This is a genomic window from Arthrobacter sulfonylureivorans (genome assembly GCF_022637435.1).
GTDB lineage: Bacteria > Actinomycetota > Actinomycetes > Actinomycetales > Micrococcaceae > Crystallibacter > Crystallibacter sulfonylureivorans.
Map to the genome: position 1 here is coordinate 3,764,796 of NZ_CP093326.1, position 25,783 is coordinate 3,790,578.

The 25,783-nt window shown below is 63.0% G+C and carries 17 protein-coding genes and 1 pseudogene; 9 read left to right on the forward strand and 9 right to left on the reverse strand.

Going from position 1 to position 25,783, the window contains the following annotated elements; all coding sequences use genetic code 11:
- Positions 1-10: 10 nt before the first annotated feature.
- The 4 genes from MNQ99_RS17320 to MNQ99_RS17335 are packed head-to-tail and all read right to left on the reverse strand — an operon-like array spanning position 11 to position 4,694.
- Complete coding sequence (locus MNQ99_RS17320; RefSeq protein WP_241913842.1) at positions 11-1,099, reverse strand: ABC transporter ATP-binding protein; 1,089 nt, start codon at positions 1,097-1,099, stop codon at positions 11-13.
- Positions 1,100-1,129: 30 nt separating this feature from the next.
- Positions 1,130-2,953: an ABC transporter permease gene (locus MNQ99_RS17325; RefSeq protein WP_241913843.1), complete on the reverse strand. Its 1,824-nt coding sequence runs from the start codon at positions 2,951-2,953 to the stop codon at positions 1,130-1,132.
- Positions 2,954-2,964: 11 nt separating this feature from the next.
- Entirely contained in the window at positions 2,965-3,513 is a 549-nt protein-coding gene (locus MNQ99_RS17330; protein WP_241913844.1) for a nuclear transport factor 2 family protein, read from the reverse strand.
- A gap of 41 nt (positions 3,514-3,554) precedes the next feature.
- Positions 3,555-4,694, reverse strand: coding sequence for an ABC transporter substrate-binding protein (locus MNQ99_RS17335; protein WP_241913845.1), 1,140 nt, complete (start codon positions 4,692-4,694; stop codon positions 3,555-3,557).
- A 295-nt stretch (positions 4,695-4,989) separates the two neighbouring features.
- Here MNQ99_RS17335 and MNQ99_RS17340 point away from each other — a divergent pair, with 295 nt between their 5' ends.
- The 3 genes from MNQ99_RS17340 to MNQ99_RS17350 are packed head-to-tail and all read left to right on the forward strand — an operon-like array spanning position 4,990 to position 8,617.
- Positions 4,990-6,555, forward strand: a complete 1,566-nt coding sequence (locus tag MNQ99_RS17340) for a GMC family oxidoreductase (protein ID WP_241913846.1) — start codon at positions 4,990-4,992, stop codon at positions 6,553-6,555.
- A complete protein-coding gene (locus MNQ99_RS17345; protein WP_241913847.1) occupies positions 6,555-8,024 on the forward strand; it encodes an aldehyde dehydrogenase family protein in 1,470 nt (489 codons plus the stop codon). Before MNQ99_RS17340 ends, MNQ99_RS17345 begins: the two co-directional genes overlap by 1 nt.
- Positions 8,021-8,617 carry a MarR family winged helix-turn-helix transcriptional regulator gene (locus MNQ99_RS17350; protein WP_241913848.1) on the forward strand — a complete coding sequence of 199 codons (597 nt, stop codon included), beginning with the start codon at positions 8,021-8,023 and terminating at the stop codon, positions 8,615-8,617. The genes MNQ99_RS17345 and MNQ99_RS17350 overlap by 4 nt, the downstream gene beginning before the upstream one ends.
- Before the next feature lie 59 nt (positions 8,618-8,676).
- Here MNQ99_RS17350 and MNQ99_RS17355 read toward each other — a convergent pair whose 3' ends face one another.
- The 4 genes from MNQ99_RS17355 to MNQ99_RS17370 form a co-directional block, all read right to left on the reverse strand.
- Complete coding sequence (locus tag MNQ99_RS17355; RefSeq protein WP_241913849.1) at positions 8,677-10,314, reverse strand: zinc-binding metallopeptidase family protein; 1,638 nt, start codon at positions 10,312-10,314, stop codon at positions 8,677-8,679.
- A 188-nt stretch (positions 10,315-10,502) separates the two neighbouring features.
- Positions 10,503-12,314 (reverse strand): thiamine pyrophosphate-binding protein, encoded by a 1,812-nt coding sequence (locus tag MNQ99_RS17360; protein WP_241913850.1) that lies wholly within the window; start codon positions 12,312-12,314, stop codon positions 10,503-10,505.
- On the reverse strand, positions 12,307-14,025 hold the full coding sequence (locus MNQ99_RS17365; protein WP_241913851.1) for an amidohydrolase: 1,719 nt from the start codon (positions 14,023-14,025) through the stop codon (positions 12,307-12,309). Before MNQ99_RS17365 ends, MNQ99_RS17360 begins: the two co-directional genes overlap by 8 nt.
- Positions 14,025-15,428: an MFS transporter gene (locus MNQ99_RS17370; RefSeq protein WP_241913852.1), complete on the reverse strand. Its 1,404-nt coding sequence runs from the start codon at positions 15,426-15,428 to the stop codon at positions 14,025-14,027. The genes MNQ99_RS17365 and MNQ99_RS17370 overlap by 1 nt, the downstream gene beginning before the upstream one ends.
- A 189-nt stretch (positions 15,429-15,617) precedes the next feature.
- Between MNQ99_RS17370 and MNQ99_RS17375 the strand changes: the two genes are divergently transcribed.
- From MNQ99_RS17375 to MNQ99_RS17395, 5 genes and pseudogenes are all read left to right on the forward strand, one after another.
- Positions 15,618-16,541 (forward strand): Lrp/AsnC family transcriptional regulator, encoded by a 924-nt coding sequence (locus tag MNQ99_RS17375; RefSeq protein WP_241913853.1) that lies wholly within the window; start codon positions 15,618-15,620, stop codon positions 16,539-16,541.
- A gap of 1,529 nt (positions 16,542-18,070) precedes the next feature.
- The gene (locus tag MNQ99_RS17380) at positions 18,071-18,652 is read left to right on the forward strand and encodes a hypothetical protein (protein ID WP_241913854.1); all 582 of its coding nucleotides are present in this window, start codon (positions 18,071-18,073) and stop codon (positions 18,650-18,652) included.
- Between the two features lie 771 nt (positions 18,653-19,423).
- Positions 19,424-20,230, forward strand: a pseudogene (locus MNQ99_RS17385) (5-methylcytosine restriction system specificity protein McrC); the annotation flags it as partial.
- A 131-nt stretch (positions 20,231-20,361) separates the two neighbouring features.
- Positions 20,362-21,168: a TIGR04255 family protein gene (locus tag MNQ99_RS17390; protein WP_241913856.1), complete on the forward strand. Its 807-nt coding sequence runs from the start codon at positions 20,362-20,364 to the stop codon at positions 21,166-21,168.
- 764 nt (positions 21,169-21,932) lie between these two features.
- A complete protein-coding gene (locus tag MNQ99_RS17395; RefSeq protein WP_241913857.1) occupies positions 21,933-22,730 on the forward strand; it encodes a hypothetical protein in 798 nt (265 codons plus the stop codon).
- Positions 22,731-22,790: 60 nt separating this feature from the next.
- Here MNQ99_RS17395 and MNQ99_RS17400 read toward each other — a convergent pair whose 3' ends face one another.
- Positions 22,791-24,305, reverse strand: coding sequence for a helix-turn-helix transcriptional regulator (locus MNQ99_RS17400; RefSeq protein WP_241915416.1), 1,515 nt, complete (start codon positions 24,303-24,305; stop codon positions 22,791-22,793).
- Positions 24,306-24,397: 92 nt separating this feature from the next.
- Between MNQ99_RS17400 and aceA the strand changes: the two genes are divergently transcribed.
- Positions 24,398-25,714 (forward strand): isocitrate lyase, encoded by a 1,317-nt coding sequence (gene aceA, locus MNQ99_RS17405; RefSeq protein ID WP_241913858.1) that lies wholly within the window; start codon positions 24,398-24,400, stop codon positions 25,712-25,714.
- The last annotated feature ends 69 nt before the right edge of the window (positions 25,715-25,783 follow it).

Here is a 25,783-nt window from a genome sequence, read left to right on the forward strand (position 1 = left end):
GCTTGGCGGGCTAGCGGTCGAGGACAACGAGGGATGGCTCCGGGACGTGGAACCGGACCTCGGTTCCACCGTGCCGGTAGGTTGTGACGGCGTCCACGGTGTCCGGTACGGCCACCGTGAGGCCGGTCCCGTCCGCAATGTCCACGATGACGGTGCGGCTCTCTCCCGTGTAGGAGCTGTCCCGAACCGTGCCCGAGCCGTCGATGCCGGTCTCCTGCGGATCGCAGATGATCACGTTCGAGCTGCGGAACGCGACGAACTTGCCCGGCGCCAGGCTGGCCGTGGCGGCGCCCAGCGGCAACCGCAGCCCGCCTTGAAGCGATGCCACGGGACGTCCTGTCTCCTCGGACACCGCCTGGCACTGCAGGATGTTTTCGAAGCCGACAAAGTCCGCGGCGAAGCTGGAGACCGGGCGGGTATGGACTTCCGCCGGGGTGCCCATCTGCTCCACCACGCCGCCGTTCATGATGATGACGCGGTCGGACAGGGCCAGAGCCTCGTCCTGGTCGTGGGTGACGTAGATGGAGGTGTTGCCGAACTTGTCGTGCAGGCGCCGGATCTCGCTGCGCATGGCGATCCGCAGCTTGGCGTCCAGGTTGGACAGCGGCTCGTCGAACAGCATCACGCCCCGGGCGGACACCAGCCCGCGGGCCAGGGCCACACGCTGCTGTTGTCCGCCGGACAGTTCGTGTGGATAGCGGTTTGCATGTTGGCCCATTCCAACTGCCTCCAGCGTCGTAGCAACTCTTTGCTTCAGTTCCGCCTGCGGAGTTTTCTGCCGTTTGAGCGGATATGCCACGTTCGCGGAGACGGACATATGCGGCCACAGCGCATAGCTCTGGAAGACCATGCCGACCTGGCGTTTATGCGTTGGCAGGAACGTCTTGTTCTGTGCCTGGACGAAGGTCTTGCCTTCGACCTTGATCGATCCCTGATCCGGCGTCTCGAGCCCGGCCACGCACCGCAGCGTGGTGGTCTTGCCGCACCCGCTCGGTCCCAGCAGGGTGATGAACTCGCCGGATGAGATGGACATGTTGATGTCCTTAAGGATGGGATTGCCGTTGAAGGCCTTGCTGAGGGAGCTGATATCGATATGCATCTTCTGTCCTAAGTGGATTCTCGCGCCGTTTTAGCGCGTATTGGCCAACGCGTTCGTCTCGGCCTTCCGGCCTTCGTCTGTTCGGTTGCCGGCGGCGTCCAGGGCAGGCGGTCCGGGCAGCGGCGACGACGCACCGCCATCGTCGTTGCCGGTTCCGTCGATCCGCTTCCTCGATGCCAGGGCAGCCAACTTGGCGGCGGCAAAAGCCACGGCGGCAACCAGCAGGAAGCTGGCAATGAGCAGCAAAGCAGCTGCTGCGGCAACCGGCGCCTGACCTTCGACGTACCGACTGTAGATTTCAACCGACAGGTATTCGGAACCGGCCGACGAGAGCAAAAGCGGTATGGACAGGACGCCGCAGATGACTACAAAACAGAGCAGCCACCCACTGATCAGGCTGGGCAACATGAGCCGGACGATCACTTCCCAGATGGTGCGGTACTTGGACGCGCCCGAAACCCACGCTGCTTCCTCCAGGGATTTGGGAATCTGAGCCATCGCGGCAGTTGTGGTCCGGCTGGCCAGCGGAATCGTCGCCACGAAGAGCGCGAAGACCAGCAGCACCGGGCTGCCGTAGAAGCCCGACAGGAACGGCACCCCGAGGAACAGCCAGAGGACTCCGAGGCCGAGAATCAGGCCGGGCATCGCTAGTCCGAGCCACTGGCTGTATTCGATGAACCGAGCCACGGGGCCGGACTTGAAGCGGGCGGCCCAGGAGAACGCGGTCGCAGCAAGCATGGCCAGCAGGGCCCCGAGCATGGCCGTTCCGATGGTGTTCCAGTAGCCGCTGACCATCTTCCGGCTGTTGAACACCTCCTCATAGTTGTCAAGCGAGAACCCGCTCGACGCGCCGAGGAACGGGGAGAGCGAAACACGGACCAGCTGGATCATCGGCAGCAGGATGGTCAGCAGCGCAAACACCACGATCAGTGCAGTGAACAGCCAGCGCCAAGCGCCGACGTCGCGCCGCAGGACCCGGGACTCCTTGCCGCCGACTGTCACGAAAGAGCGGCGGCCCAGCACCTTGATCTGGATAAAGACCAGGGCCAGCAACACGACCATCAGCAGGACGGAAATCGAGCTAGCCTGAGCGAACAGCGGTCCAGTCGAGTTGGACAGATAAGCGTAAATCTCTGTGGGAATCACAAAAATGCCCGCGGGCACCCCGAGGATCTGCGGTGCGTCGAATGATTCCAGGAACAGCACAAACCCCAGAATCATCGCACCGGTGATGGCCGGCGCCAGGATCGGCAGTTCGATTTGAAAATAAGCCCGCAGCGGGCTGGCCCCGCTGGTCCGTGCCGCTTCGTCCAATGACCGGTCCATGGCCATGAACGGCCCGAGCAGCAGGAAGAACTGCAGTGCCACAAGGCGCAGGGAGGAGACGAAGACAATGCCCCACCACGACTCGGTGTTTAGGATGCCCGCACCGTCGCCGAAGGCGGCGACCAGCCACTCGTTAAGCATCCCCACGTTCTGGTTGCCCAGCAGTCCCCACGAGATGGCGAAGAACAGACCCGGGGTCGCGATGACAATGAACATCATCACGGGGATCACCTGGCGCAGCGGGGCGTTGGTCTTCGTGTAGATCGTGGCGAAGACCAGTGCCAGCAGCGTGGAGAGGACGATCGTCGCCAGCCCCATAGCCACCGTCTGGATGACGACGGAATGAGTCTCGGGCGATGCAATGACTTCCAGGAACATCTGGGCGGTGAACGAACCGCCCGAGCCGAACATTTCTGTCTTGAACGCGCCCTGCACTACCATCAGTGCTGGTCCCACGAAGCAGACCAGACAGATCAGTGCAATGGTCCACTGCGGGTTGCTGGCGGCAAACCTTAAACGCTTCAGCATCGCCCCAGCCCCTAGACCGTGGCCGTATCGCGGTCCAACGAGCCCCCGCCGATGACTCCGTCCGCCGGTAGCGCCGCCAGTTCTTCGTCGGAGTCCGGCCGCAGCACGCGGAACCACAGGTCCTTGATTTTCCATTCGCCGTTGATGCGGGTGTAGTGGCACTTGTACTTGCCTTCGGTCCATGGACCCCACACCCGCATCATGCCGAACGACGTTCTGAACTCGCATTGCATCCGATGCCAGGTCCATTCGCCGTAGGCCGCATCGCCCGAGACGGTGATCGACGGCGATGACAGCACGTAGCCGTCACGGCTCTTGACCACCTCTTCGAGGTCTGTCTTGAACATGCCCGCGATGGACTCCTTGCCCTTGTGCACGCCGTGCAACCGGATGTCGCACACTGCGTCATCGGCGTAGGCGCTGGCAACGCCGGCCCAATTACGGTCGCCCAGGTCACGGACGTACTGTTGCTGAAGCCGCTCAATCTCCTTGGCGGATTCCAGTTCGTCGACTTTCCGTTGGAGTTCCCGGACGGCTGCAATCAGGTCTTCGTCATTCATTCCGGTGGTGCCTTTCTGGATGTTTATGAGAGAAGTTGGTGCTACTGAGCGGTGATGGACTTGAACAGGTCTGCGTATTCGGCCATCTTTTCGCGCATCACGGACTGCTGGGGAAGCTCGACGAATTTGGCGTCCGCCAGCGCGGGCCAGCCGTGCGGGGAGGTGAGCGACTCGTCCTGGTTGATCGGGAAGTTGCCCGCCTCCAACGTCTTCTCCTGAGCTTCCACGGTGTAGAGGTAGCTCAGCAGCAGCTTGGCTGCATCGCTGGACGGTGCGTCCGCTGCCAACATCCACTTTTCTGTAGCAATGACGTTGTTCTCGTCGAAGAACTGCACCTCAACCGGCGCACCGTCCTGCTGAGCGTTCAAGATTGAGATGCTCGCCGATAGCGGCTGGTAGGCGAACTCGCCGGAACTAATCGACTGCAGGGCCAACTGGTCTTGGGCCACGATCTTCGCGTTGTCGCCGACGGCCTTCAGCCATGCCTCGTCGACGACTCCGGCTTGGAGCAGCGTGGTGGAGACGGTCATGGTGCCGCCAGGCTTGGAAGGATCCATGAAGGTGAGCTTGCCAGCCCACTCGTCGTCAGCCAGGTCCGCCCATGATTCTGGCAGGTCGGATTCCTGCAGTAGCTCGGTGTTGTAAGAGGATGCGAACATCAGCGCCCAAGGCGCATAGTAGAAGCCCTTCGGGTCCTCGATCTGATCCGGGCTCACGCGCCCTTCGGCCCACTCGGGCATCTCGAAAGTACCTGGCTTGTACGCTTCGGCGAATCCTTGCTCCGCATAGCGGTCAGCGTTCGGGTTGGAGAGCACGTCCACCACGCGGTTGCCGCTCTGCCGTTCCGCTTCCAACGTGGTCTGCAGCTCTGCTCCCACATACGTTTCCGGGGTGATGGTTAGGCCCGGGAAGCGCTCCTCAAAAGAATCGTAAATGCCCTTGAATTCGTCGTGATGCCCGGCGTAGATCGCCACATCTGTTTCACCGGATTCGATGGCCGCGTCGTACAGAGCCTGCAACTCCTGCTCTTGGCTGCTGTCGATCTTGAGAGGCGCCAGATCGAGCTCAGCACCTGCGGCGGCACTGTCCGGGCCTCCGCAGCCGGTTAGCAGCAAGGCGCTGACGGCAAGACCTGCAACTGCAGCTTGGGGAAGGGCTGTGATCCTGAAGTTCAGCTTCATTGATGTTTCCTTCGATTCACGACGGTCACTTTGGAAGCAGTCGGCCGGGGAAAATCCGGTGCTGCTGGGAACAGGACCATTCAGCCAGAGTGCCGATAGTTAGTCAATAGTTATCCATAAATTTCTATGAACTGGGCCACACTACGCTCACGTGAAGCGCATAAAACCGAGCGTGCGACTTCGTCTTGCCCTTGAAAAGTAGTCAAATTCTATTTCAGTTTGAGGCTCGACGTGATCTAATTCAAGAAGGAAAGTCAGTGATACTGGAGACCTTGTCGGTTAGGGACGGACGCATATGGCGAAATGGAATTTCATAGTTGTTGGCGGAGGCAGTGCCGGCGCCCTAGTTGCCGCCCGGTTGACGGAGGACCCAGCCTGCGAAGTCCTACTCATCGAAGCCGGCCCTGACTACCGGGCTCAGGACACGCCGAAGGAATTCAAGGACCGAACCAAAGGCCTCGGCCTGGCCCTTGAAGCACCGAAAAACCATCTGAATCCCGAGTTCTACTGGCACGGCATCACCGCGACCCGTGCCCAAGGGCAAGAACCATTCCAATACCGGCGGGGACGCGGCCTCGGCGGCAGCTCCATCATTAACGGCCTGTATGCCATCCGGGGAGTACCCGACGACTTCTCCGAATGGGAGAAACTGGGAGCCGATGGCTGGGGCCCGGACGCGATGCTCGCCGCCTACGGCCGGATCGAGGACGAACACGATTTCCCCGGCATGCCGTTCCACGGCACCGGTGGCCCCACTCCGGTCTACCGAGAACCGGAAGCGGGCTGGGGCGGAGTCGACCGGGCATTGAAGGAGGCAGCGCTCGACGCCGGCTACGGCTGGAGCCCGGACCACAACGACCCGGCGAGCACCGGAGTCTCCCCCATGGCCATGAACATCCGGGGTGGCGACCGAGTCTCGACCAACCATGCCTACATCGAGCCCGCCCGGGGCCGGGCCAATCTGACCATTCTCGGGGACACACTCATCGACCGCGTCCTCTTTGAGGGGACCCTCGCCGTCGGCGTTGTAGACGCTGCAGGCAGTGAGCATCGGGTGGCTGAGGGCGGGGAAGTCATCCTGTCCGCTGGTTCCAGTGCGTCGCCCGCACTCCTGATGCGTTCGGGCATAGGGCCGGCGGAGGAACTGGCGGAACTGGGCATTGAGCTGCTCGTTGACCTGCCCGTCGGCCGCAGCGCCCAGGACCATGCCGTTGTCTTCGTAGAATTGCCCGTCGATCCCGCCGCGCAGACGTGTGTTGGAAACCGCCCAACCAACATTGTCGTCCGCTACAGTTCCGGCTTCCCAGGCGGCCGGACCAATGACATGATGATCCTGGCCACCAATCATAACTACTGGTTCGGCAAGGAAACAGCCGGCCTGGCAGTCTCACTGGAGCAGCCGCTCTCGCGCGGACGGATGCGGCTGCGGTCTGCAGATCCCGCCGATGAACCGCATTTCGATCTGGATTTCCTCTCCAACCCCCGCGACCTCGCCCGAGTGAGGGACGGCTTGCAGAGGGCCCGCACGTTCCTGGAGCATCCTGCTTTCCAGCAGATCGCGACAGGTGAGCCGACCTGGCCCCAAGACGACGCCGAGATTATGGCGACCGTCAAGGACACCATGCATCTGTGCTGCACTGCGCGGATGGGCCACCCCGAAGACCCGGAAACCGTCGTCGACCCGAAGTGCAACGTGGTCGGTGTAACCAATCTTCGCGTTGTCGATGCCTCGATCATGCCGACAGTGGTCAGCGCCAACACCTACCTGACGGTCCTGGCCCTGGCAGAAGTTTTCTTTGACAAGAATCCGGAGTTGCTTGCCGGCTCCCGAGATGCCGCTGTGTCGGCAGGAGATGCCTAATGCCTATCGAAACACCAACCTCTGCCCGTGACTGTGCCGCCGAGCTGTCCCTCAAGTCCGGACATCTGATCAATGGACAACTCGTTCAGGGTACCGTCGAAGCTGTCGTGGCAGCCCCATGGGACCACAATCTGACTGTCCACTACACTCAGGCGGCCGTGGACGAAGTCCACGAGGCTGTTGCTGGGGCCCGCGCAGCCTTCCGAAAACTGCGTAAGGAGGGCGGCGGTCACCCCAGCCACTGGCTGCTCGCCATTGCCGATCGACTTGAGTCCGAGCAGGAAGAGTTCGCAACTCTAATTTCCTTTGAGAACGGCAAGCTACAACCTGCCGCACTGGGGGAAGCAGCAGGGGCAGCTGCAAGCTTGCGCTACTGGGCTGGGCTCAAGCCCTCCGAGGAGATTATCGACTCCTCGCCCACCCACGAGACAAGGTTGCTGCGGTCGCCCTTGGGTGTTGTCGCAGCCATCACTCCATTCAACATGCCTTTGCTCATGATGGTGAACAAGATCGGCGCCGCGCTGGTCGCCGGTAACACGATCGTGTGCAAGCCCTCACCGCACACTCCCCTGACGGCAATGTACTTTGCACGGTTGGTCGCGGATATTGTGCCAGCCGGGGTCATCAACATTGTCTGTGGAGGGGACGACGCCGGTCCCGCCCTGACGTCGTCGGCGGACGTGGACATGGTCACGTTCACCGGCAGCGTCGGGGTAGGCAAAGCGATTATGGCTTCGGCGGCTACAACACTGAAGCGAGTCCAGTTGGAGCTGGGCGGCAACGACCCGGCAATCATCGGCGCCGACGTCGACCTCGACGAGGTCGTGCCGAAAATTTTCCAGGCTGCCTTCAGCTCGTCCGGACAGGCGTGCGTTGCGGTCAAACGCGTGTACGCGCACCAAAGCATTGCCGACGAGGTCGCCCACCGACTAGCCGAGCTCGCTTCCATGGCCAGGCCGGGCTCACCGTACGGTTCCGACGCAACGATGCCGGCGCTAACCACCCGTGGTCAATTCGAGTTCATGCGTCGCTTGTTGGACGACTCCCGGTCACGCGGCGCGAGCATTATTTTCGAAGGACACAGTAGTGACGCCGGCGGTTATTTCGCCCAGCCAACCATCGTGACCGGTTTGCCGAACGGAGCGCCCCTCGTAGAGGAAGAGCAGTTCAGTCCAATCCTTCCGGTCGTCGCCTTCACAAATGTTGATGACGTTATCGAGCTGATTAACAGAGGGCGTTTCGGCCTCGGCGCCACGGTGTGGACTGAGGACGAGGAAATGGCCCATCATGTGACGGAACAACTGGAGTCAGGCATGGTATGGGTCAACGGTCTCGGCCGTCCCAACCCCTCCGTTCCATTCGGTGGTGCCAAGGAAAGCGGTGTTGGACGTGAAGGGGGCCAACTTGGACTGGACGCCTTCACTGAACTCAAAAGCGCAACCTTCAACTTCAAGGAACAGGCCAAATGAGCTTGCATGACGCGCTAAACGGCGCTGGGACGACCGGTTCCGGTAACGGACACACGAACGGCAATGGATATCGCCATCAAACAACTGGCGAACGATTCCGGACCTTCGTTGATTCCGCAGTAGCGCGGGCGGAGTCTGCCCTCGAATTTGAGGATCCCATGGTGCTGAGGCTGAGCCTCATGTTGCGGAAAGTGAACCAGCTGATGGCGGACGATGCCAACAGGAAGGTGCACCAGATCGAGGGATGGACGCAGGCCAGCTTCCGCGTGTGCTTTGGTCTTTGGGTGGTAGGCCCAATGCCTCCACACCAGATTGCTTCAGCGTCGAATATGAGCCGTGCCACTGTCTCTGCTGCAATTAAGAAGATCGAAGAAGACGGCCTGATCAGTCGCGAGCCATCAGCAGTAGACCAGCGATCGACCGTCTTGCGGCTCACACCGGCAGGCGAAGCCGCGGTCGTCCGCACTTATCAGTCGCACATCGGGCTTGAGCACGATTGGCTCCAACCACTCACTGAAACTGAACGGCTGCTCCTGTTTATGCTGCTCGGAAAGCTTCTGGATGGTCCTGCAGCGCAGGAAGGGCGAGCGTAGCCGGCCGGCCCTGGCTCGGACCGGCTACGCACACGGCGACGACAAGGTAGAGCGCTAAGCTAGAGCGCCTGCGGGTGCCAGGTCCTTTCGCCCGCTCCGGCTCCGAAGCCGACGCCGTCGGCCGGGGCGTAGTCGGGCCAGGCGAGGCCGGTGGGCGGCATGAAGTCGGCGGGGAGCAGGGCTTCGGTGGGGTCCGCGGCCTTGCGCTGCTTGAACTCCTCCGCGGCCGAGGCCAACAGGTCCGGCGAGGTGAGCATGTCCACGAAGGTGCCGGCGATGGTCTTGCCGGCCACCTCGATGGTCGGGTCGATGGCGGCGGGGATGCCGCCGAGGGCGTTCATGACCCAGCCGGGGTAGGCGCCCTTGCCGGGGGCGGGCTTCAGCGCGGGCCGGGAGATGTAGAACCGGACGGTCGGGGCGTAGTGCGTCATCTCCACGTAGTCGTCGCTGGTCCAGTTCTTCTGCCACGGGGCCAGGTGCTCGCGCAAGGCTGTCTCGGCGTCCTGCGGGGAGATCAGCGATTCGCACTCGTCCAGGAACGGCTTCTCCATCGGCTCGATCCCCAGTCCGGACTGGATTTCGCGCGCGGCAGCCACGGCGTCGTCGTTGTATATAGGAGCGCCGACTTCCTCAAGGTTGTTGTACAGCGCCTGGGCCAGCGCGTGGTTGGTGATGCCGGGGCGGTTGCGGGCCACCCAGGTGGTCTCCACCCGGCAGTGCGCCATCGCGGCGGCGTGCTCGGCGTTGCGGTCCAGCACGGCCAGCACGTGCTCGGCCATCTCCAGCGTGGGGCAGCGCCAGGAGTACTGGATCTGCGCGATCCGCGCCGGCAGGTTGTCCGCGGTCGCCTGCCCGGAGCCGAGGATCGCGTCCGAGAGGCTCCAGCCGCCGAAGCTGGGCAGCATGGCGTCCTGCATCACCCGCGAGCTGGTGTACATCTGCATCAGCGCCACGTTCGCTCCCGGGGCGCGGGCGGCGGAGTGCGACGCCGGGATCGGCGAGTTCGGGTTGGCCGAGAGCTGCCAGCTCTCCGGCTCGTCGCAGATGAACGAGTAAACCTTCGAGTAGTAGGAGCCGCACTGGGTGTCCCAGCGGGCGGTGTTGCACAGCGGCAGCATGTAGAACGGGTGGAAGCTGACAATCGCGTCCACGCCGTCGTAGTAGCCGCGCAGCCCGTGCACCACCTTGGAGCCCTGCACCTTCTCGGCCGGTTCGCCGGTGTAGCGCAGCGTGCCGGCGATGCCGTGCACCTCCATGGCGTGCTTGGTGCCGAGCAAGCCGGCCAGCGTGGAGATGCCCAGCGCCGAGTGCGGGTCGGTGTGGCCGGGGGCGAAGGCGCTCAGCCCGTCCCGCGGGGTCTCCTCGGTGGACGCGGCCTGGCAGTTGCCGGGCACGGCGTCGTACTCGGCATAGGTCAGCAGCACCGGTCCGCCGCCGCCCTGCGTCCACTCGGCCTTGAAAGCGGTGGGCATGCCGCCGCTGCCCTCTTCCACGTCGAAGCCCTCGGCGCGCAGCCGCTCCACGTACCAGGCGGCCGAACGGTATTCGCGCCACGCCGGCTCCGCGAGCTCCCAGATGTGCCGGTGCCAGTCGGAGAGCCGGTCCATGTTGGCGTCGATCCACTCCCGCGCGGTCGCCTTGGCGTCGGCGGCGAGGCCTGCGGGGACGGTGGCGGTGGCTTCCTGGGTGGTGCTCACGGGTAGGTCCTTTCGGGTGGTGCTGTTAATAAGGTGCAGAGGAAAGTACGACGGCGGTGCTCGGCGCCGGACGGTGCGCTCGGGTCTCCACGCGCTCGCTGGCGCTCGCTTGGTCGACCACCAAGGCTCCGGTGGTCGATGGAGGCGCGCCAGCGCCGAGTAGAGACCGGTCGACCACGGGATCGCGCTTACTCGAACAATTCGGTGGGGACGTGCAGCAGGCGCACTCCCCCGGCATCGATCGCGGCGGCGAGTGCTGGCGCAAAGTCCTCGGCGGACGTGATCCGTTCGCCGTGGCCACCGAAGGCGGTGGCCAGGGCGGCCCAGTCGGGCTGGACCAGGTCCACGCCCACCGGCGCGATCCCGCGGTCCAGTTCGTTCTGCCGGATCTCGCCGTAGCCGCCGTTGTCCGCGCAGACCACCACCAGGTCCAGCCGCTGCTCCACCGCGGTGGCCAGCTCCTGGACGGCGAACATCAGCGCGCCGTCGCCGAGCACGCAGACCACCGGCCGGTCCGGCGCGGCCACCTTGGCGCCGATCGACGCCGGCAGTCCGTAGCCCAGCGTGGCGTAGGCGGGCGTATACAGGAACGAGTGCGCCCGCTCCTGCGGCACAAAGCTGGCGGTGCCGAAGTACGTCACCTGCGAGGAGTCGCCGCCGAGGATGGCGTCGGCCGGCAGCACGGAGGCAACTTGTTCGGCGAGCGCGGCCAGCGGCGGGGCCAGTTCGCGGGCGGCCTCGCGCAGCACCGGACGCAGCCGGGCCACGCGGTCGGCGCCGCGGTCTCGACGCTCGCGGGTCTCCACGCGCTCGGGTCTCCACGCGCTCGCTGGCGCTCGCTTGGTCGACCACCGGTCGCTCGCTTGGTCGACCACCGAGAACGGCGGGACACCGCCGTCGTGCTGTTCCTGCAGTGCGGCGAGCAGCTGGGGCACGACGGCGGCGCTGTCGCCGACCAGCGGAACGTCGGCCACAACGTTCTTGGCCATCTGGCCGGGCAGGATGTCCACCCGGATCACCGTGCCGCGCGGCTGCAGCTGGTTGAACCAGAGCTCGGCCTCGCCCACCTTGGAGCCGATGACCAGCAGCACGTCGGCCTCTTCGCAGAGCTGCTGCGCGGCGGGCAGCCGGATGTCCGAGCCCAGCGCCAACGGATGCGATTCGGGGACCGCGCCCTTGCCGTTGAGCGTGGTCAGCACCGGGGCATCCAGCGCTTCGGCCAACTGCAGCAGGTGGTGGCCGGCGCGCAGCGATCCGCCGCCGGCCAGCAGCACCGGGCGGCGCGACTCCGCGAGCAGCTGGGCCGCATTGCAGATGGCCTGCGCGGAGGCGCCCGCAGGTTCGCGCGGGACGACCGGTTCCAGCAGCTCCGCCGGGCAGTCGCTCGGGCCTTCGAGCACGTTGAGCGGGACCTCGATGTGCACCGGCCGCGGGCGCCCGTAGCGGAACAGTTCGAACGCGTCGTGGATGGCCTGCGCGGCCTCGGTCCCGGAGTGGACGCGGCGCGACCACTCCACGATCGCGCCGGCGGCCCCGGTGGCGTCCTTGGTTTCGTGCAGCGCGCCGACGTCCGCGAACTCCTCGCCCTCGGGCACGCCCGGAGACAGGATGATCAGCGGCCGAGACTCGCAGTACGCGGTGCCGGCTGCGGAGAGCGCGTTGAGCAGGCCGGGCCCGGAAGTGGTGATGACGACGCCGGGCAGTCCGGTCTGCTGCGACCAGCCGTCGGCGCCGTACCCGGCACCTTGTTCATGCCGGCTGGTCACCGCGCGGATGCCCAGCGGGGCCAGATGCCGGTAGAACTCCAGGTTGTGCGTGCCGGGGATGCCGAAGATGGCGTCGATCCCGTAGTTGCGCAGCAGCGTCAGCACGCTCAGGCCCACGTTGTCGGCCACGACGCCGTCGGGAAGTTCGACGGCGTGGGCGGGCTGGGTGCCCGGCCCGGCTGGGGCTTGGGTCGGCAACCCCTGGGCCTGTTCAGACAGAGCCTGCTCAGACATGGCCGCCTCCGGCGAGCGCCGGCTCGCCGGTTCGGCCGGGCTCGGCCTCGAACGCTGGCTTGCCGCCCACCCAGGTCTGCAGCACCTGGATCTGCGCGATGCTCTCCGGTGCCACGGCCAGCGGGTCGGCGGAGAGCACGGCGAAGTCGGCGCGCTTGCCCACGGAGAGCGAGCCGAGGTCGTCCTCGCGGCCCAGCGCCCGGGCACCGTTGAGCGTGTGCCCCTCCAGCGCCTGTTCGGCGGTGATCTTCAGTGTGTCCGGTCCGAGTTTGTGGCCGCGGCGGGTCACCCGGGTGACGGCGGCCTGGATCGCTTCCAGCGGACGCGGTTCGGCCACCGGTGCGTCGGAGCTCAGGGTCACCGGCACGCCGGCGTTGATGAACTCGCCCAGCGGGTTGAACCGCTCCCCCGGGGTTCCGACGGCGGCGGTCACGCCTTCGCCCCAGTTGTAGTAGTGCTGCGGCTGGTTCACCGGGAAGATGCCGGCGTCGGCCATCCGGCGGATCTGCTCCGGCGTCGGCAGCCCGCAGTGTTCGATCCGGTGCCGGGCGTCGGAGTCCGGGTGCGCGGCCTGCGCGGCCTCGATCGCAGAGATCACCATCTCCAGCGCCGTCGGCGACTGCGCGTGCGTGGCGGTCTGCAGCCCGGCGGCGTGCGCCTTAAGGATCAGCGCGGCGTAGTCGGCCGGGTCGTGGTACAGCTGGCCGGTGCGGCAGGGGTCGCCCACGTAGCCGTCCGGGAAGTAGGCGGTCCAGCCGCCCAGAGTGCCGTCGGCGTAGAACTTGAAGCCGGCGAAGCTGAGGTGCGCGTTGCCGAACGCCCCGGTCATGCCGATCTCCAGCCCCTCCTCCAGCAGGTGGGAGAGGAAGTACATGCTGTAGCGGATCTTCAGCTGGTCGGCCTCGGCCAGCCGCAGGTACATGTCGAACTCGCGGCGGGAGACCTGGGCGTCGCCCACCGTGGTCACACCGCCGGCCAAGAAGTCCTGCTGCGCCGCGGCCAGCTGGCGCAGGTGCTCATCCGGCGCGTCGGCCAGGTGGAAGTTGGGGCCGTGGTGGCCCACCTTCACGCCGCCGAGCCCGGTGAGGATGTTACAGGCGGCGTCGGACAGCTCGCCGGTCAGCTCGCCGTCGGAGTCGCGGAAGAACTCGCCGCCGGCCGGGTTGGGGGTGTCCCGGGTGATGCCGCCCCGCTCAAGCGTGTAGCTGTTCACCACGCCGCCGTGGCCGGAGGCGTTCATCAGGTAAACCTCTCGGTCGGCGGCCACCTGGTCCAGCTCCTGCCGGGTGGGGTGCCGGCCCTCGGCCAGGTTGCGGTGCTCGTAGCCGTAGCCGCGCACCGGCTGCCCGGCCGGCGCGGTCTCCGCGGCCGCACGCAGCAGCGCCACGATCTCCGGGATGCTGCCGGCCTGATCCGGCCCGCAGTCCACCCAGGTCTTCATCTGCCCGTACATCAGCGGGTGCGCGTGCGGGTCCACGAACCCGGGCACCACGACGGCGTCGCCCAGGTCCCGGTGCTCCGGCTCGCGCAGCCCCAGCCCGGCAGCGGCCTGACGGCATTCAGCCTCGGTGCCCACGGCTGCCACCCGGCCGGCGGCGACCAGCATCGCCGTCGCGCCCTTGCCGGACGGATCCAGCGTGTGGATGGTGCCGGCGGTGACCAGCAGCGGCTGGAAATCGGCGCCGTCGTCGAACGTCTTCAGCTTGCGCATTACTTAAAGCTCTCTTTCTTCCACATACCTTCGGTGCCGGTGCCCTCAGCTCCGCCGCCGCCCGCGGCACCGTCCAAACCAGCAGCCCCGGCGGCGCCCTGCTCGCCGTACACGTCGTCGTCAACGTGCTGCGGCGCGATCGCCAGACAGACGAGGCCCAGCGCGCCCATCGCGGCGAACAGTCCGATCACCGACCACACCGTGCCGGTCGCGTCCCACAGCAGCGTGGCGGCCAGCGGGGACAGGCCGGCCCAGATGGCGGCGGCCAGGCCGTAGGAGAGCGAGATGGAGGTGTAGCGCGCCTGCGGCTTGAACAGCTGGGACAGGATGGTGGCCACCGGGGCGTAGGTGAAGTTCATCGCCACGCGGACCACGGCGAAGGCCACGAAGATCAGCCATTCCGGTCCGGTGGACATCAGCAGGAACTGCGGCACGACGAACACCACGGAGCCGATCAGGCCGATGGCCATCACGCGCTTGCGGCCCCACTTATCGCCCAGCCAGGCGATGCCCAGGCAGGTGACCAGCTCGCAGAAGGCCGCCACGGACATGGCGTTCAGGATCAACGTCTCGTTCAGTCCCACCGACGGGTCGGTGCCGTAGGCGGTGGCGAACGTGGTGGCCAGGTAGTAGCCGCCGGTAGAGATCGGCAGCAGGCCGATGCCGATCAGGATCGGCTTCCAGTTGTTGCGCAGCGCGTACTTGATCGGGACGGACTGCTCCTTGCCTTCCACCTTGTCCTCGAAGACCGGGGATTCCTCCACCCGGTAGCGGACCCAGAAGCCCACGGCGATCAGCACCACGGAGAGCAGGAACGGGATGCGCCAGCCGCCGTCCACCAGGAACGTCTCGCCCTGTGCGGACAGGATGCCGAAGATCAGCGTGGCGCCCAGCGCGCCGGCCGGGTTGCCCAGCTGGGCGAAGCCGCCGTAGAAGGTCTTGTACTTCTCCGGCGAGTGCTCCACCGCCATCAGCACGGCGCCGCCCCACTCGCCGCCCACGGCCAGGCCCTGCAGCACGCGCAGCACCACCAGCAGCACGGCGGCCCAGGAGCCGATGTTCTCGTACGTGGGCAGCAGGCCCACGAACACGGTGGACAGGCCCATCACCAGCAGCGTGATCACCAGCGACGGGCGCCGGCCGAACTTGTCGCCGATGTGCCCGAAGATGATCCCGCCCAGCGGCCGGACCAGGAAGCCGACGGCGTAGGTGGCGAAGGCCGCGGCGATGCCGGCCAGCCGGTCCGCCTCCGGGAAGAAGATGGGGCCGAAGACCAGGGCGGCGGCCGTGGCGTAGATGTAAAAGTCGTACCACTCAATGGCGGTACCGACGAAGGCCGCGAATCCCGCGCGGCGGGCCCGGGCGTGGCTGAACTGCGGCCGGGTTGCTGACGTGTGTGACATGGTCTTCCACCTTGAAGATAGGCATGAGTGCCGGTGTGATCCATGCAACTGTAGGGCGGCGGCCAAGATCCGACAAGAGCAGAAATTTTGCGTTACGCACGGTTGAATTCAGTTTTGCGCCGCTTCTCGCACATTGTTTTCCGGAAGTGCTTGCATGTGTGCTGCATCACTGGATAATTGACGACGGCGGTGCTCACTTGGGAGGTTAAGGAAACTTTGGCGGACAACGGCGAAACGATCGACACAAAACTGGTCCGCGCCCTGCAGCAGGAGGGTCGGGCCAGCTACCAGGACCTGGCGCGCGACCTGGGCCTGCCCCGGGCCACGGTCTCCGCCCGGCTGCGGGAGCTGCTGGACACCCATACCGTGCGGGTGGTGGCCGCCGTGGACCCGGCGTTCCTCGGCCAGCACGTGATCGCCCATGTCTCCGTGGTGGCGTCCGGCCCGGTCCGCCAGATTGCCGAGCGGCTGGCCGAATGGTCGGAGGCCGTGCTGGTTTCCGCCGTCGGCGGTACCCATGACCTGGTCGCCGAGATCCGCGTGTCCACCCATGACGAGCTGCATGGCGTGCTCACCCAGCTCCGCGAGCACCCCAACGTCGCCTACATCGACACCCTGGTCTACACGCGAGTGGTCAAGGGCTTCTTCATCTCCCAATACGCCGGCGAGGTCACCATCGACCACGTGGACACCCAGCTCATCGAAATCCTGCAGCAGGACGGCCGGACCAGTTACCGGGACCTCGCCGCCGCCGTGGGCCTTACCCCCACCGCCGTACGCTCACGGGTACAGCGCCTGCTGGACGCCCGGATCATCCGGATCAGTGCGGTGGAATCCCGGGGCGCCGGCGGCCGTCAACTCTCAATGGGCGTCGGCCTTAACCTCGCCGGCGACAACGATGCCGTCCTCGAACTCCTGCGCAGCTCATCCCACGTGGAGTTCGTCGCCCAGACCGTCGGCCGCTTCGACGCCATCGCCACCCTCGCCGCCCAATCCCCCCGCGACCTCCTCGCCCAACTCGAAGAAATCCGCAGCCTCCCCGGCGTCAGCCGCACCGACTCCTGGCTCCACCTCGAAGTCGTCAAGGAAGACTACGCCAGAAGAATCCTTTGAGTCGCGACAGTACGACCGGGCAGGAGCGGGCGGGTGACTGATGGTCCGCGTCCACCAGTCGAGTGATTACGTGTGAATGCAGATGCGAGCACCGTCTTGCCCTAAGGGATGCCGGCATCCTCCTCCCCGGTATCAAATCCTCGGGAAGGGGACGGTCGCCCTTCTCGATTCGAGAGAGGAAGAACTGGTTGACTTCAAGGCGCGCGGAGAGAACGGTTTGAGTCAGGTTAAAAAGCTCTCGTAGCGCGGTGAGTCGCCTGCCATAGATTCGGAAGGGGTGCTCACTAGTCACTGATGTCCTACTGTGCGTCGAAGAAAAAGTCCTCTTCAGACGCGTCGCCGTCAAACCTGGAATGTATGTGAAGGTCACCTCCAGGAAGAAGGTCAAGAAGCAATTCAGAGGCACGACCCCACCGAACACCCCTGTGGAAGTCGTGTGCACGATGCGACTGCGGAAAGTATCGATGTCGATCATGCCGTCGGGATCTGACCGAAGTCCCACGCGTGAACCAGGTCGATTTTGGCACTCGGCTGTTTTCCTTGAGGAACCGGGGCGGTGTAACCAAGGACATGGTTGACGAAACTGAGTTGACTCATGAGCGGCCGAATCACCACCCGGCATCCATCCTGAAGGAAGGGCTCCGGCGACCTCGGTATACTCGCCTATCGCGGCGCGAACGTGCATAGACCGCATATGGGGGTACCTCGAGTGGTCATATCGCTTGAGGACTTTGTTGGCTTGTGCAATGGAGTGCGCCAGACCTTCATACAGCGGTGAGGCAATTCGCGTCAGTTCACCAAGCAGGTCTGCATTGGTCCATGCCGGTCATAGAAGGCTGCCGTAGCTAATCGCGGTTAAACCCACAGGCTGCCCGTACTGCCGAATCAATACGGGCGACAGGAGCCTTCTTTGTCACGCTGCGTATGCCAAAAACAGTCCTCTCCGGCACCTCTGATCCTGCCCAAATTCCCTGGCACCTAGCACCCCATACGATCTGGTACCGTCATCATGTGGAGAAGCGCAGGGCGTTCCCGGCTTTGAGGCCGGCATGATTCATGGCGAGGTTCAAATCCTTGGGACGCCGCCTTCTTCTCCGAGTATTGCCTCAGTGGAAATTGAGTGGCAGCACCGCGTCCCCGTGGGCGATCTCCTTCTTGGAGAGAAAGACATTGCACGATACTTTCGCCCCGGGTCCGAGAATAGGTATCAATCCACTTTTGATCTATCCCCCCGATACTCCTTCGATATACGTTCGTTTAATCCAAGTGACGGATTGCTCCGTAAGATTTCCGTAGCTCTGGGACGGCAGCCAAATGGCAACAAGGCAGGCCTCCCAATGACCGACCTCCGGATAGGGACGTTGAATGGGTCGATTTCAAAGATTTCCGTTGAAATCTTTCCTGCAAATTCTGTCTTAGTGCGCGTAGCTGCACGGTTCCAGTTAGACGTAGGATCGGCAGGAACTGCAGATTTATATCAACGACTCAAGACGCTTCGATCGGCGAGGGGCCTCCAAGAAATACGCACTGTGTACGCGCTGGTTTTGCGCCATCTGACAACTGATGATTCACACTTTCTGACACCAGCGACTCGCTTCGCATTTCTTATCCAGTTGCCGGTAACTGAAGCCGAGTTCAGACGCAGTGCCAGCCGCAATCGAAAACTGCTGACAGCGTTTCACATTGGCGTGGCCAAACATGAAGATCTTGCCATTTCACTAGTTGATGATATCGAAAAAAGATGTGAAGCGCTCAACTTAAAGTCTAATACAGAGTTCATGATGGCTAACTCACAAGGAGTTACATACATACTGCCGGCCATGGGTCATTCGAGCCCTTACAAGGGGCGGTTCGCGAAGGCCACAGATCTCCTAGCGATAGCCACTTACTGCCAAGAGCTGCTTCTAGACAAAGAGGATTTAGAATCGGCGGCGCCGGCTCTATGGCAGAAGCTCGTGCTCATATCACGACGGTGGATATCTTTCGCAGGAAACACCCTTCATTCCAGTGTCAGCAATCGAGTCCTCTGGGAGGTTTTTGTAGAGTCATACCATCTCGACTCTCTCATCCAAGAACTTGTTATCCTCAATAAGATGGACGACCCGGTTTGAACCCAATATTTCTCACCTTCGCTCCACACTTCGTGATTCCAACCGCGACTGCAGCCTCCGTCGGAAATTGGGGAGGAGTTCCGACCGCCGTTTGGGTCGCAGTGGCCACTTTTGTGGCTAGTAATGTACTGGCATGGGTCCTCCGGTACCGTGACAGGGCACGTGTTCATCGGGACGACCGGATTGAGGCTGTCGTTGACCTCCTAGATGCCTGCCGTCGGCTTCTCGAGTTACAACACGGCCCGCATAAGAACTGGGCAGAGCGTACAGCTATCGAAGGCGACGCACAAAGAGCTTTGCTGCTACTTAAAAGCCGCGCCCAGTCTGGGCAGGAAGCGACGTTGCGATGGATCGCCGGCGTGATAGATGCAATTCAGTTCGAGGACTCATGGCAAGACCCTGACATCTTCCAGTGGGCAATCACTGAGCCGTTGTTCGCTTGGATCGATAATCCTGAGCTCGTCGATTGGTTTCGAGCTCGTGTCGATGACCGCTTCCAACCTGAGCCTTTAGCCGAACCCATTAATAAACGTCGGGGAGGACTCAGGCGCGCAGAAGAGTTTGCGCGCCGAAACATCTCATAGGCAATCCGGCGGAATGCTCGGTGATGGCAGTGCCCGAGAAGGTGCCGGCTTTGGTGTTCGTGGGTTGAAGGCACGGAACTTGTCCGGCACTTCGCAACAATGCCCGGGAAGTCCAGTTGCGGCAGACCGGTTGGATCACCCGCAATTTTGACCCAGGCCGTTAAAGCACCGCCAATCGACTGATACTCCGGAAAACCGGATTCTACGATCTGCAGTGCGGCGTATGCTGGCGGTGCCTCGGCTGCAGGAGGGAGTGCGGCGCCGGCTGCAACATCTGGACCGGAAACTGGACGGGGCTGCCATGCTGAACCGGGGCGACCGTCTCCCGGCGTGGACACCTAGCAGATCAAACGCTGGCTATGTTTCGGCCCTGCGGATATCTGAGATCATCCTCCAAAACGCCGTTGCCGAAGCTGCGCCTGGTCCAATGCACGTGGCTTCGTTCACCGTAAACATGGCCAAGGTGTTCGAAGACTTCGTGACCGTCGCCCTAGCTGAGGCCCTGCGGAAGCACCCTGGCCAAACCAAGGCGCAGTACAAGGTGTACCTGGATGAGCCCTGGACGGATGATGACTCACGAATAATGATGAGGCCCGACGTAGTCCACGTCATCAACAGCCAACCTGTCCTGATCTTCGACGCAAAGTACAAGGCCGCCTCATCTAGGGGGCAATACCCGAACGCTGACCATTACCAGATGCTGGCCTACTGCACTGCCTTACGCCGCGACCAAGCCTGGTTGCTTTACGCCGACTTTAAGACGGGGAGAACCCGACGTGTCAGGAACAGTGGGGTGAGTATTTGCGAGGCGTCTCTCAGCCTCGCCGAGTCACCCGAATGCATTCTGGGCGGGATCAGAAGGACTGTCACATTGGCGTACGAACAATGGGAGCACGCCGACGGCGCTTCGGGATCCGACGGCAGTCTGAAGCTGCTGGAACTAGACGCGACCCTTGAAGCCGGGAGTCACCAGACGGGCGAGGCAGATCACTAGGAGACGGTGAGGCGCCGCTGATGGCCGGGGCGCTCCAATTCATCCGATTTCGCACCGGCACGCCGGCACCTTCAAGAAACCCAGCAGCTCAGGGGATACAATCAGAGCGCATGTGAAGTACGATGTGAAGTATGACCTCCACCGTAAATCCCTACGGCATCACTCCAGTCGACGAAATTCAACTAACGAACGCCCCGCTCTTGAAGGTACTTTGTCAGGTTCGTTGGCCTCAATATACGCCTATTTCAGCGGCTTTCGATGGGATAGGCGACAAACTAGCAAGCGCCTTGGCGGCAGACTACCCGCTACGATCCAGCCAACAAGAAATGACAGTTACCCTTACCCCCGCTGGCCCGACACAAAATGCCGGGAAAACGCTGCTCCAATTCTCCTCACTAGATGAAGACTGGACAGTAACTTTTGGCGAATCGCATCTGACGCTGGAAACAAACGCCTATGTCTCTCGGGTCGATTTTATGAATCGATTTAGAAGAGTTCTCGCTGGGCTGCAAGAAATCGTGGCTATGCCCCATGCTAATCGTGTTGGATTCCGGTACATAAATAGGATTGATAATAGCCAAGACTACGGGGATCTCGAATCCCTTGTTGTATCTCCCGTGTTGGGCGCTTCGGCAATCGAATGGCCCGGGGCAGCCAGCATGCAGCACTCCATCAATGAGGCTTTATACACATGCAATCAGGCAAGACTGGTCACACGATGGGCGAAGCTACCTGCAGGTGGGACTATCGACCCAACGATTGAACCCTCCAATTCCAACAACTGGACACTTGATTTGGACGCTTTCTCAGAGGAGAAAAAGGATTTCAACCCAGATTTCTTGATCCAGACTGCATCTGATCTTGCGTCACTTGCCTACAGCTTCTTTAGGGCCATCATCAAGGATGAGTTTATAACACGATTCGGAGGGGCGAAGTGAGCATTAATTTGCAGTTGGACAGTGAATTATCTCCTAGGACCAGCAACTCGGGTTGGTCAAAATTCCTAGGCGTCGGCCTCATCACCCTCTCCCTCGCGACATCATCCGGAACCTCAGCAGTCAAACCGAACGAGATCGTCGCGCTCAGCCCTGGAACGGGTTGGCTAACTGCTGAATCACGAGACTTCCCACAGATCCTGACGACTAGCGCTGTTTCATATCCTGCCGCTCAACGTGTCGAACCCCAAGTAGAGCCAGTGGCACCCAGTGCATCCGTGTTGGTGCGGAAGCTGCATGGGATGTCCGGTCTTACGTGGGACCAGTTATCAAAGGCATTTGGCGTCTCGAGAAGGGCGCTACACCATTGGGCTTCCGGCGGACGAATGAATTCAGCCAATCGTGAGCAGCTCGCGGCCATGATCACTCTCGTCGAGACGCTCCCGGGAACGACCCCGATCGAAAAGCGCGACGCTCTATTCACTCCACTGTCCACTGGCCGTAGCTCTTTCGACGAGATGCGTTACCGTCACTCTTCAGCTACGGAGGATATCCAGCAACCGCACGTTTCTCCTGAATCCTTCCTTTCATCGGCACACGAGTCGTAAATGCCCCGATCTTTAGGCTCTGGAACAGGTTATGCTATTAGCAACCTCCGTCAAGGAGACGTTGTCCAGCTAACCGAGTTAATAGAGCTTACGGCAGTGGGGTGGGTTCCTCTGACCACACCCTTGGGAGTCGCAGTCATCTCCCAAACATGTGACATCGTGCTTGACAAGAACCCCTCAGTAAGCGTCGCCCGCATCGTCGAACTCCGCGGCGACGAGCTCCGGCGTGCCAGCAAAGGGGAATCGCCACGGTATATTGCGATTCCGCAAGCCGGGGCGTCACTTTTCGCTGACTTAGAGACAGTGGCAACTGTAAGCAAATCCGCCCTGCCTCATTTTGAAATATCACACGGATTAGATCCGTTGAACTCAGTGCAGATACGTACGTTTGCAAGGAGCATCGGACGTCGCTACAGCCGATTTGCGTTCCCAGACGAAGTGGTGCCCTGGTTAGCTCCACTTCGGGGTGTGATCACCTCGAAGTACTCTCGGCAGAACTCGGCTTTGGGACAGGTGCTACAAGAAATCGTTGAATTGCGCGTTGAAGCTAATTCGTGGCATCAGCCACACAGACAGCTGATCCTACATGTCATCGTCAAAGCGGGTACCGTTCCGACGCTTGACGAACCGCGCCCCATATCTCCAGAAATAGCATCCTTGCTCGACAATAGCCTCAGCCCCCTCACGGCCAGCGATATCGCTTCCAAAATAGCTAGTGCCATGCAGAACCCGAGCTCCGAAGAACGGGACGACCTCTATCACCTCTGGCTCGCGTTCGCTGATGCGCTTGCTGCTCAATGCAAGTTGCGTCCTACTGATTTAGACAATCCGGAGTATGCCAATGCGGTAGCTGACATTTCAGCTGAACTGTCTAGCGATGATGAGTTCACGCTCAATCAGTATCGTCGCAGCGAAATGTTGGACCTGGACTATCTCTCCGAACCTGCCCTGAGCTGATGAGATTGCATGCCTAAGCTGCCACCAAGTCCGAGTGATTGCGGCGTAACGGGGGGCCCGCTACAGCTTTGCGTGCGCCTGCAGGAACGAATAGACCTCGGTCTCGTCCACTCCGGGGAAGGCACCCGGGGGTAGTGCGGCGAGGAGGTGGGAGTTGGCGCGGGCGCTGGGCCAGGCGTTGCCGGCCCATTGGGCGGCGAGGTCGGCCGGTGGGCGGCGGCAGCAGGATTCGTCGGGGCAGTTGGAGACGGAGCGTTCTGTGGTGTCACGGCCGCGGAACCACTTCACTTCCTTGTACGGAATGCCGATGCTCAGCGAGTACTCCCCCGACGAGTGCCGCTCGGTGATGGCGGTGCACCAGAAGGTCCCGGCCTTGGTGTCCGTGTACTGGTTAAAGGCGCGGAACTTGTCCGGGACGTCGAAGACGGCGCGTGAGGTCCAGTTGCGGCAGACCGGCTGGCCTTCGATGGCGCCGGTGTGGTCGGCTGGGAAGTTCACGCCGTCGTTTTCATAGGCCTTGTGGATGATGCCGGAGACGTGGACCTTCTGGAAGTGGCACGGGATCCCCAGATGATGCGTGGCCAGATTCGTGAAGCGGTGCGCGGCCGTCTCGTACGAGACGCTGAAGGCATCCCGCAGGTCCTCGATGGCCAGCTCCTTAGAGGCCTTGGCTTTTTGCAGGAAGTCCACGGTGGCGTGTTCGGGCATAAGCAGGGCCGCGGCGAAGTAGTTGGTGTAGACGCGCTGGCGGAGGAAGTCCGCATAGTCGGTGGGTGTCTGGTGGCCGAGGACGTAGTGACCGACGGCCTGCAGCAACACCGAACGAGGGTCATGTTCGGACCGGTGGCCCTGGGTCAGGTAAATTCTGCTGTTCTTCAAATCCGTCACGGACCGGGTGGAATGGGGCAGGTCGCTGACGTACTGCAGGCTGAAGCCGAGGTGCTCGGCGATGTCCGCGGCCACGTGATGCGACAGCGGTCCGCCCTTGAAACCGACCGCTTTGAGCAGCTCCTGGGCCTGCGCCTCGATGTCCTCATAGTGGTTGTTGCGCGAGCGCATTTCCGCCCGCAGTTCGGTGTTGGCGCGGCGGGCTTCCTCCGGGGTGGCGGCCTGCTCATCCAGCCGGCGCTCCAGCTCATGCTGCAGCCCGACCAGTGATTCCAGTACGTCCATAGAAAGCCGCGAGCTGACGCGGACTTTGGGTAGCCCGAGCGATTCGTAGAGCGGCCCGCGCTGGTAGCGTTCCAGCTCGATTTCCAGTGCCGCGCGGCGGCTGGGCGGCTCGGCACCGAGCAGTTGGTCGATGCCCACACCCAGCGCCTTGCCGAGGGCCTGCAGCATCCCGAGCTTGGGTTCGCGCTTGCCGTTTTCGATCAGCGAGAGCTGTGACGGCGCGGCACCGACGGCGGCACCGAGATCGTCCAGGGTCATGCCCTGAGCCTTGCGCAGGTGCCGCACCCGCCGGCCCAGGCTGATTACGTCGACTTCGGGCTCTGTGGAGGCACCGTCGTCGTGCTTCGAGGGACGCTGCCAGCTGGTGGTTGCCATTTCTTGAGGATACGAGAAGAAGTGCAGATCTTTCCAGCATTTTCTATGGATTACCTGTTGTGACCTACGGAATAGTCGATTTCACGAAGAAGTTCGACCCGCTATCAAGGAGAACAGCAATGACTGCATCATTTGAGCCGGCCCCGATGAACGCTGAGGAAGCGGCCAAGGCACTGGAGCTCGAGTGGGCCGCCGATTCCCGCTGGGAGGGCATCACTCGCGACTACACCGCAGCGGATGTCGTCCGCCTCCGCGGCCGGGTCCAGGAAGAGCACACGCTGGCCAAGCGCGGCGCGCAGAAGCTGTGGAAGCAGCTGACCGAGGAAGCCGCCGAGGGCCGCTACACCAACGCACTCGGCGCGCTGACCGGCAACCAGGCGGTGCAGCAGGTCAAGGCCGGGCTGCGCGCCATCTACCTCTCCGGCTGGCAGGTGGCCGCCGACGCCAACCTCTCCGGCCACACCTACCCGGACCAGTCGCTGTACCCGGCGAACTCGGTGCCGCAGGTGGTCCGCCGGATCAACAACGCGCTGCTGCGGGCCGACCAGATCGAGTTCTCCGAGGGCATCCAGACCGTTGAGGACTGGCTGGTGCCGATCGTGGCCGACGCCGAGGCCGGCTTCGGCGGCCCGCTGAACGCGTACGAGCTGATGAAGTCCATGATCGCCTCCGGCGCCTCCGGCGTGCACTGGGAGGACCAGTTGGCCTCGGAGAAGAAGTGCGGCCATCTGGGCGGCAAGGTGTTGATCCCCACCGCGCAGCACATCCGCACGCTGAACGCGGCCCGGCTGGCGGCCGACGTGGCCGGCACGCCGTCCGTCATCATCGCCCGCACCGACGCCGAGGCGGCCACGCTGATCACCTCCGACGTGGACGAGCGCGACCGCGAGTTCATCACCGGCGAGCGCACCCCGGAGGGCTTCTACAAGGTCCGCAACGGGATCGAACCGTGCATCGCCCGGGCCAAGGCCTACGCCCCGTACTCGGACCTGATTTGGATGGAGACCGGCACCCCGGATCTGGAGCTGGCCCGCAAGTTCGCGGAGGCAGTCAAGGCCGAGTTCCCGGACCAGATGCTCTCCTACAACTGCTCGCCGTCCTTTAACTGGAAGAAGCACTTGGACGATGCCACCATCGCCAAGTTCCAGCGCGAGCTCGGCGCGATGGGCTTCACCTTCCAGTTCATCACGCTGGCCGGCTTCCACGCCCTGAACTACTCGATGTTCGACCTGGCCCACGGCTACGCCCGGGACGGGATGAGCGCGTACGTCGAACTGCAGGAGCGCGAGTTCGACGCCGAAGACCGCGGCTACACCGCAACCAAGCACCAGCGCGAAGTGGGCACCGGCTACTTCGACACCATCTCCACTGCCCTCAACCCCAACGGCAGCACCCTGGCCCTGGTGGGCTCCACCGAAGAAGGCCAGTTCCACTAACAGCTACATCACGACGGCGGTGCTCGGCTTCGCCGATTGGGGGTCCGCCGCGGCACGACATTCCGACGG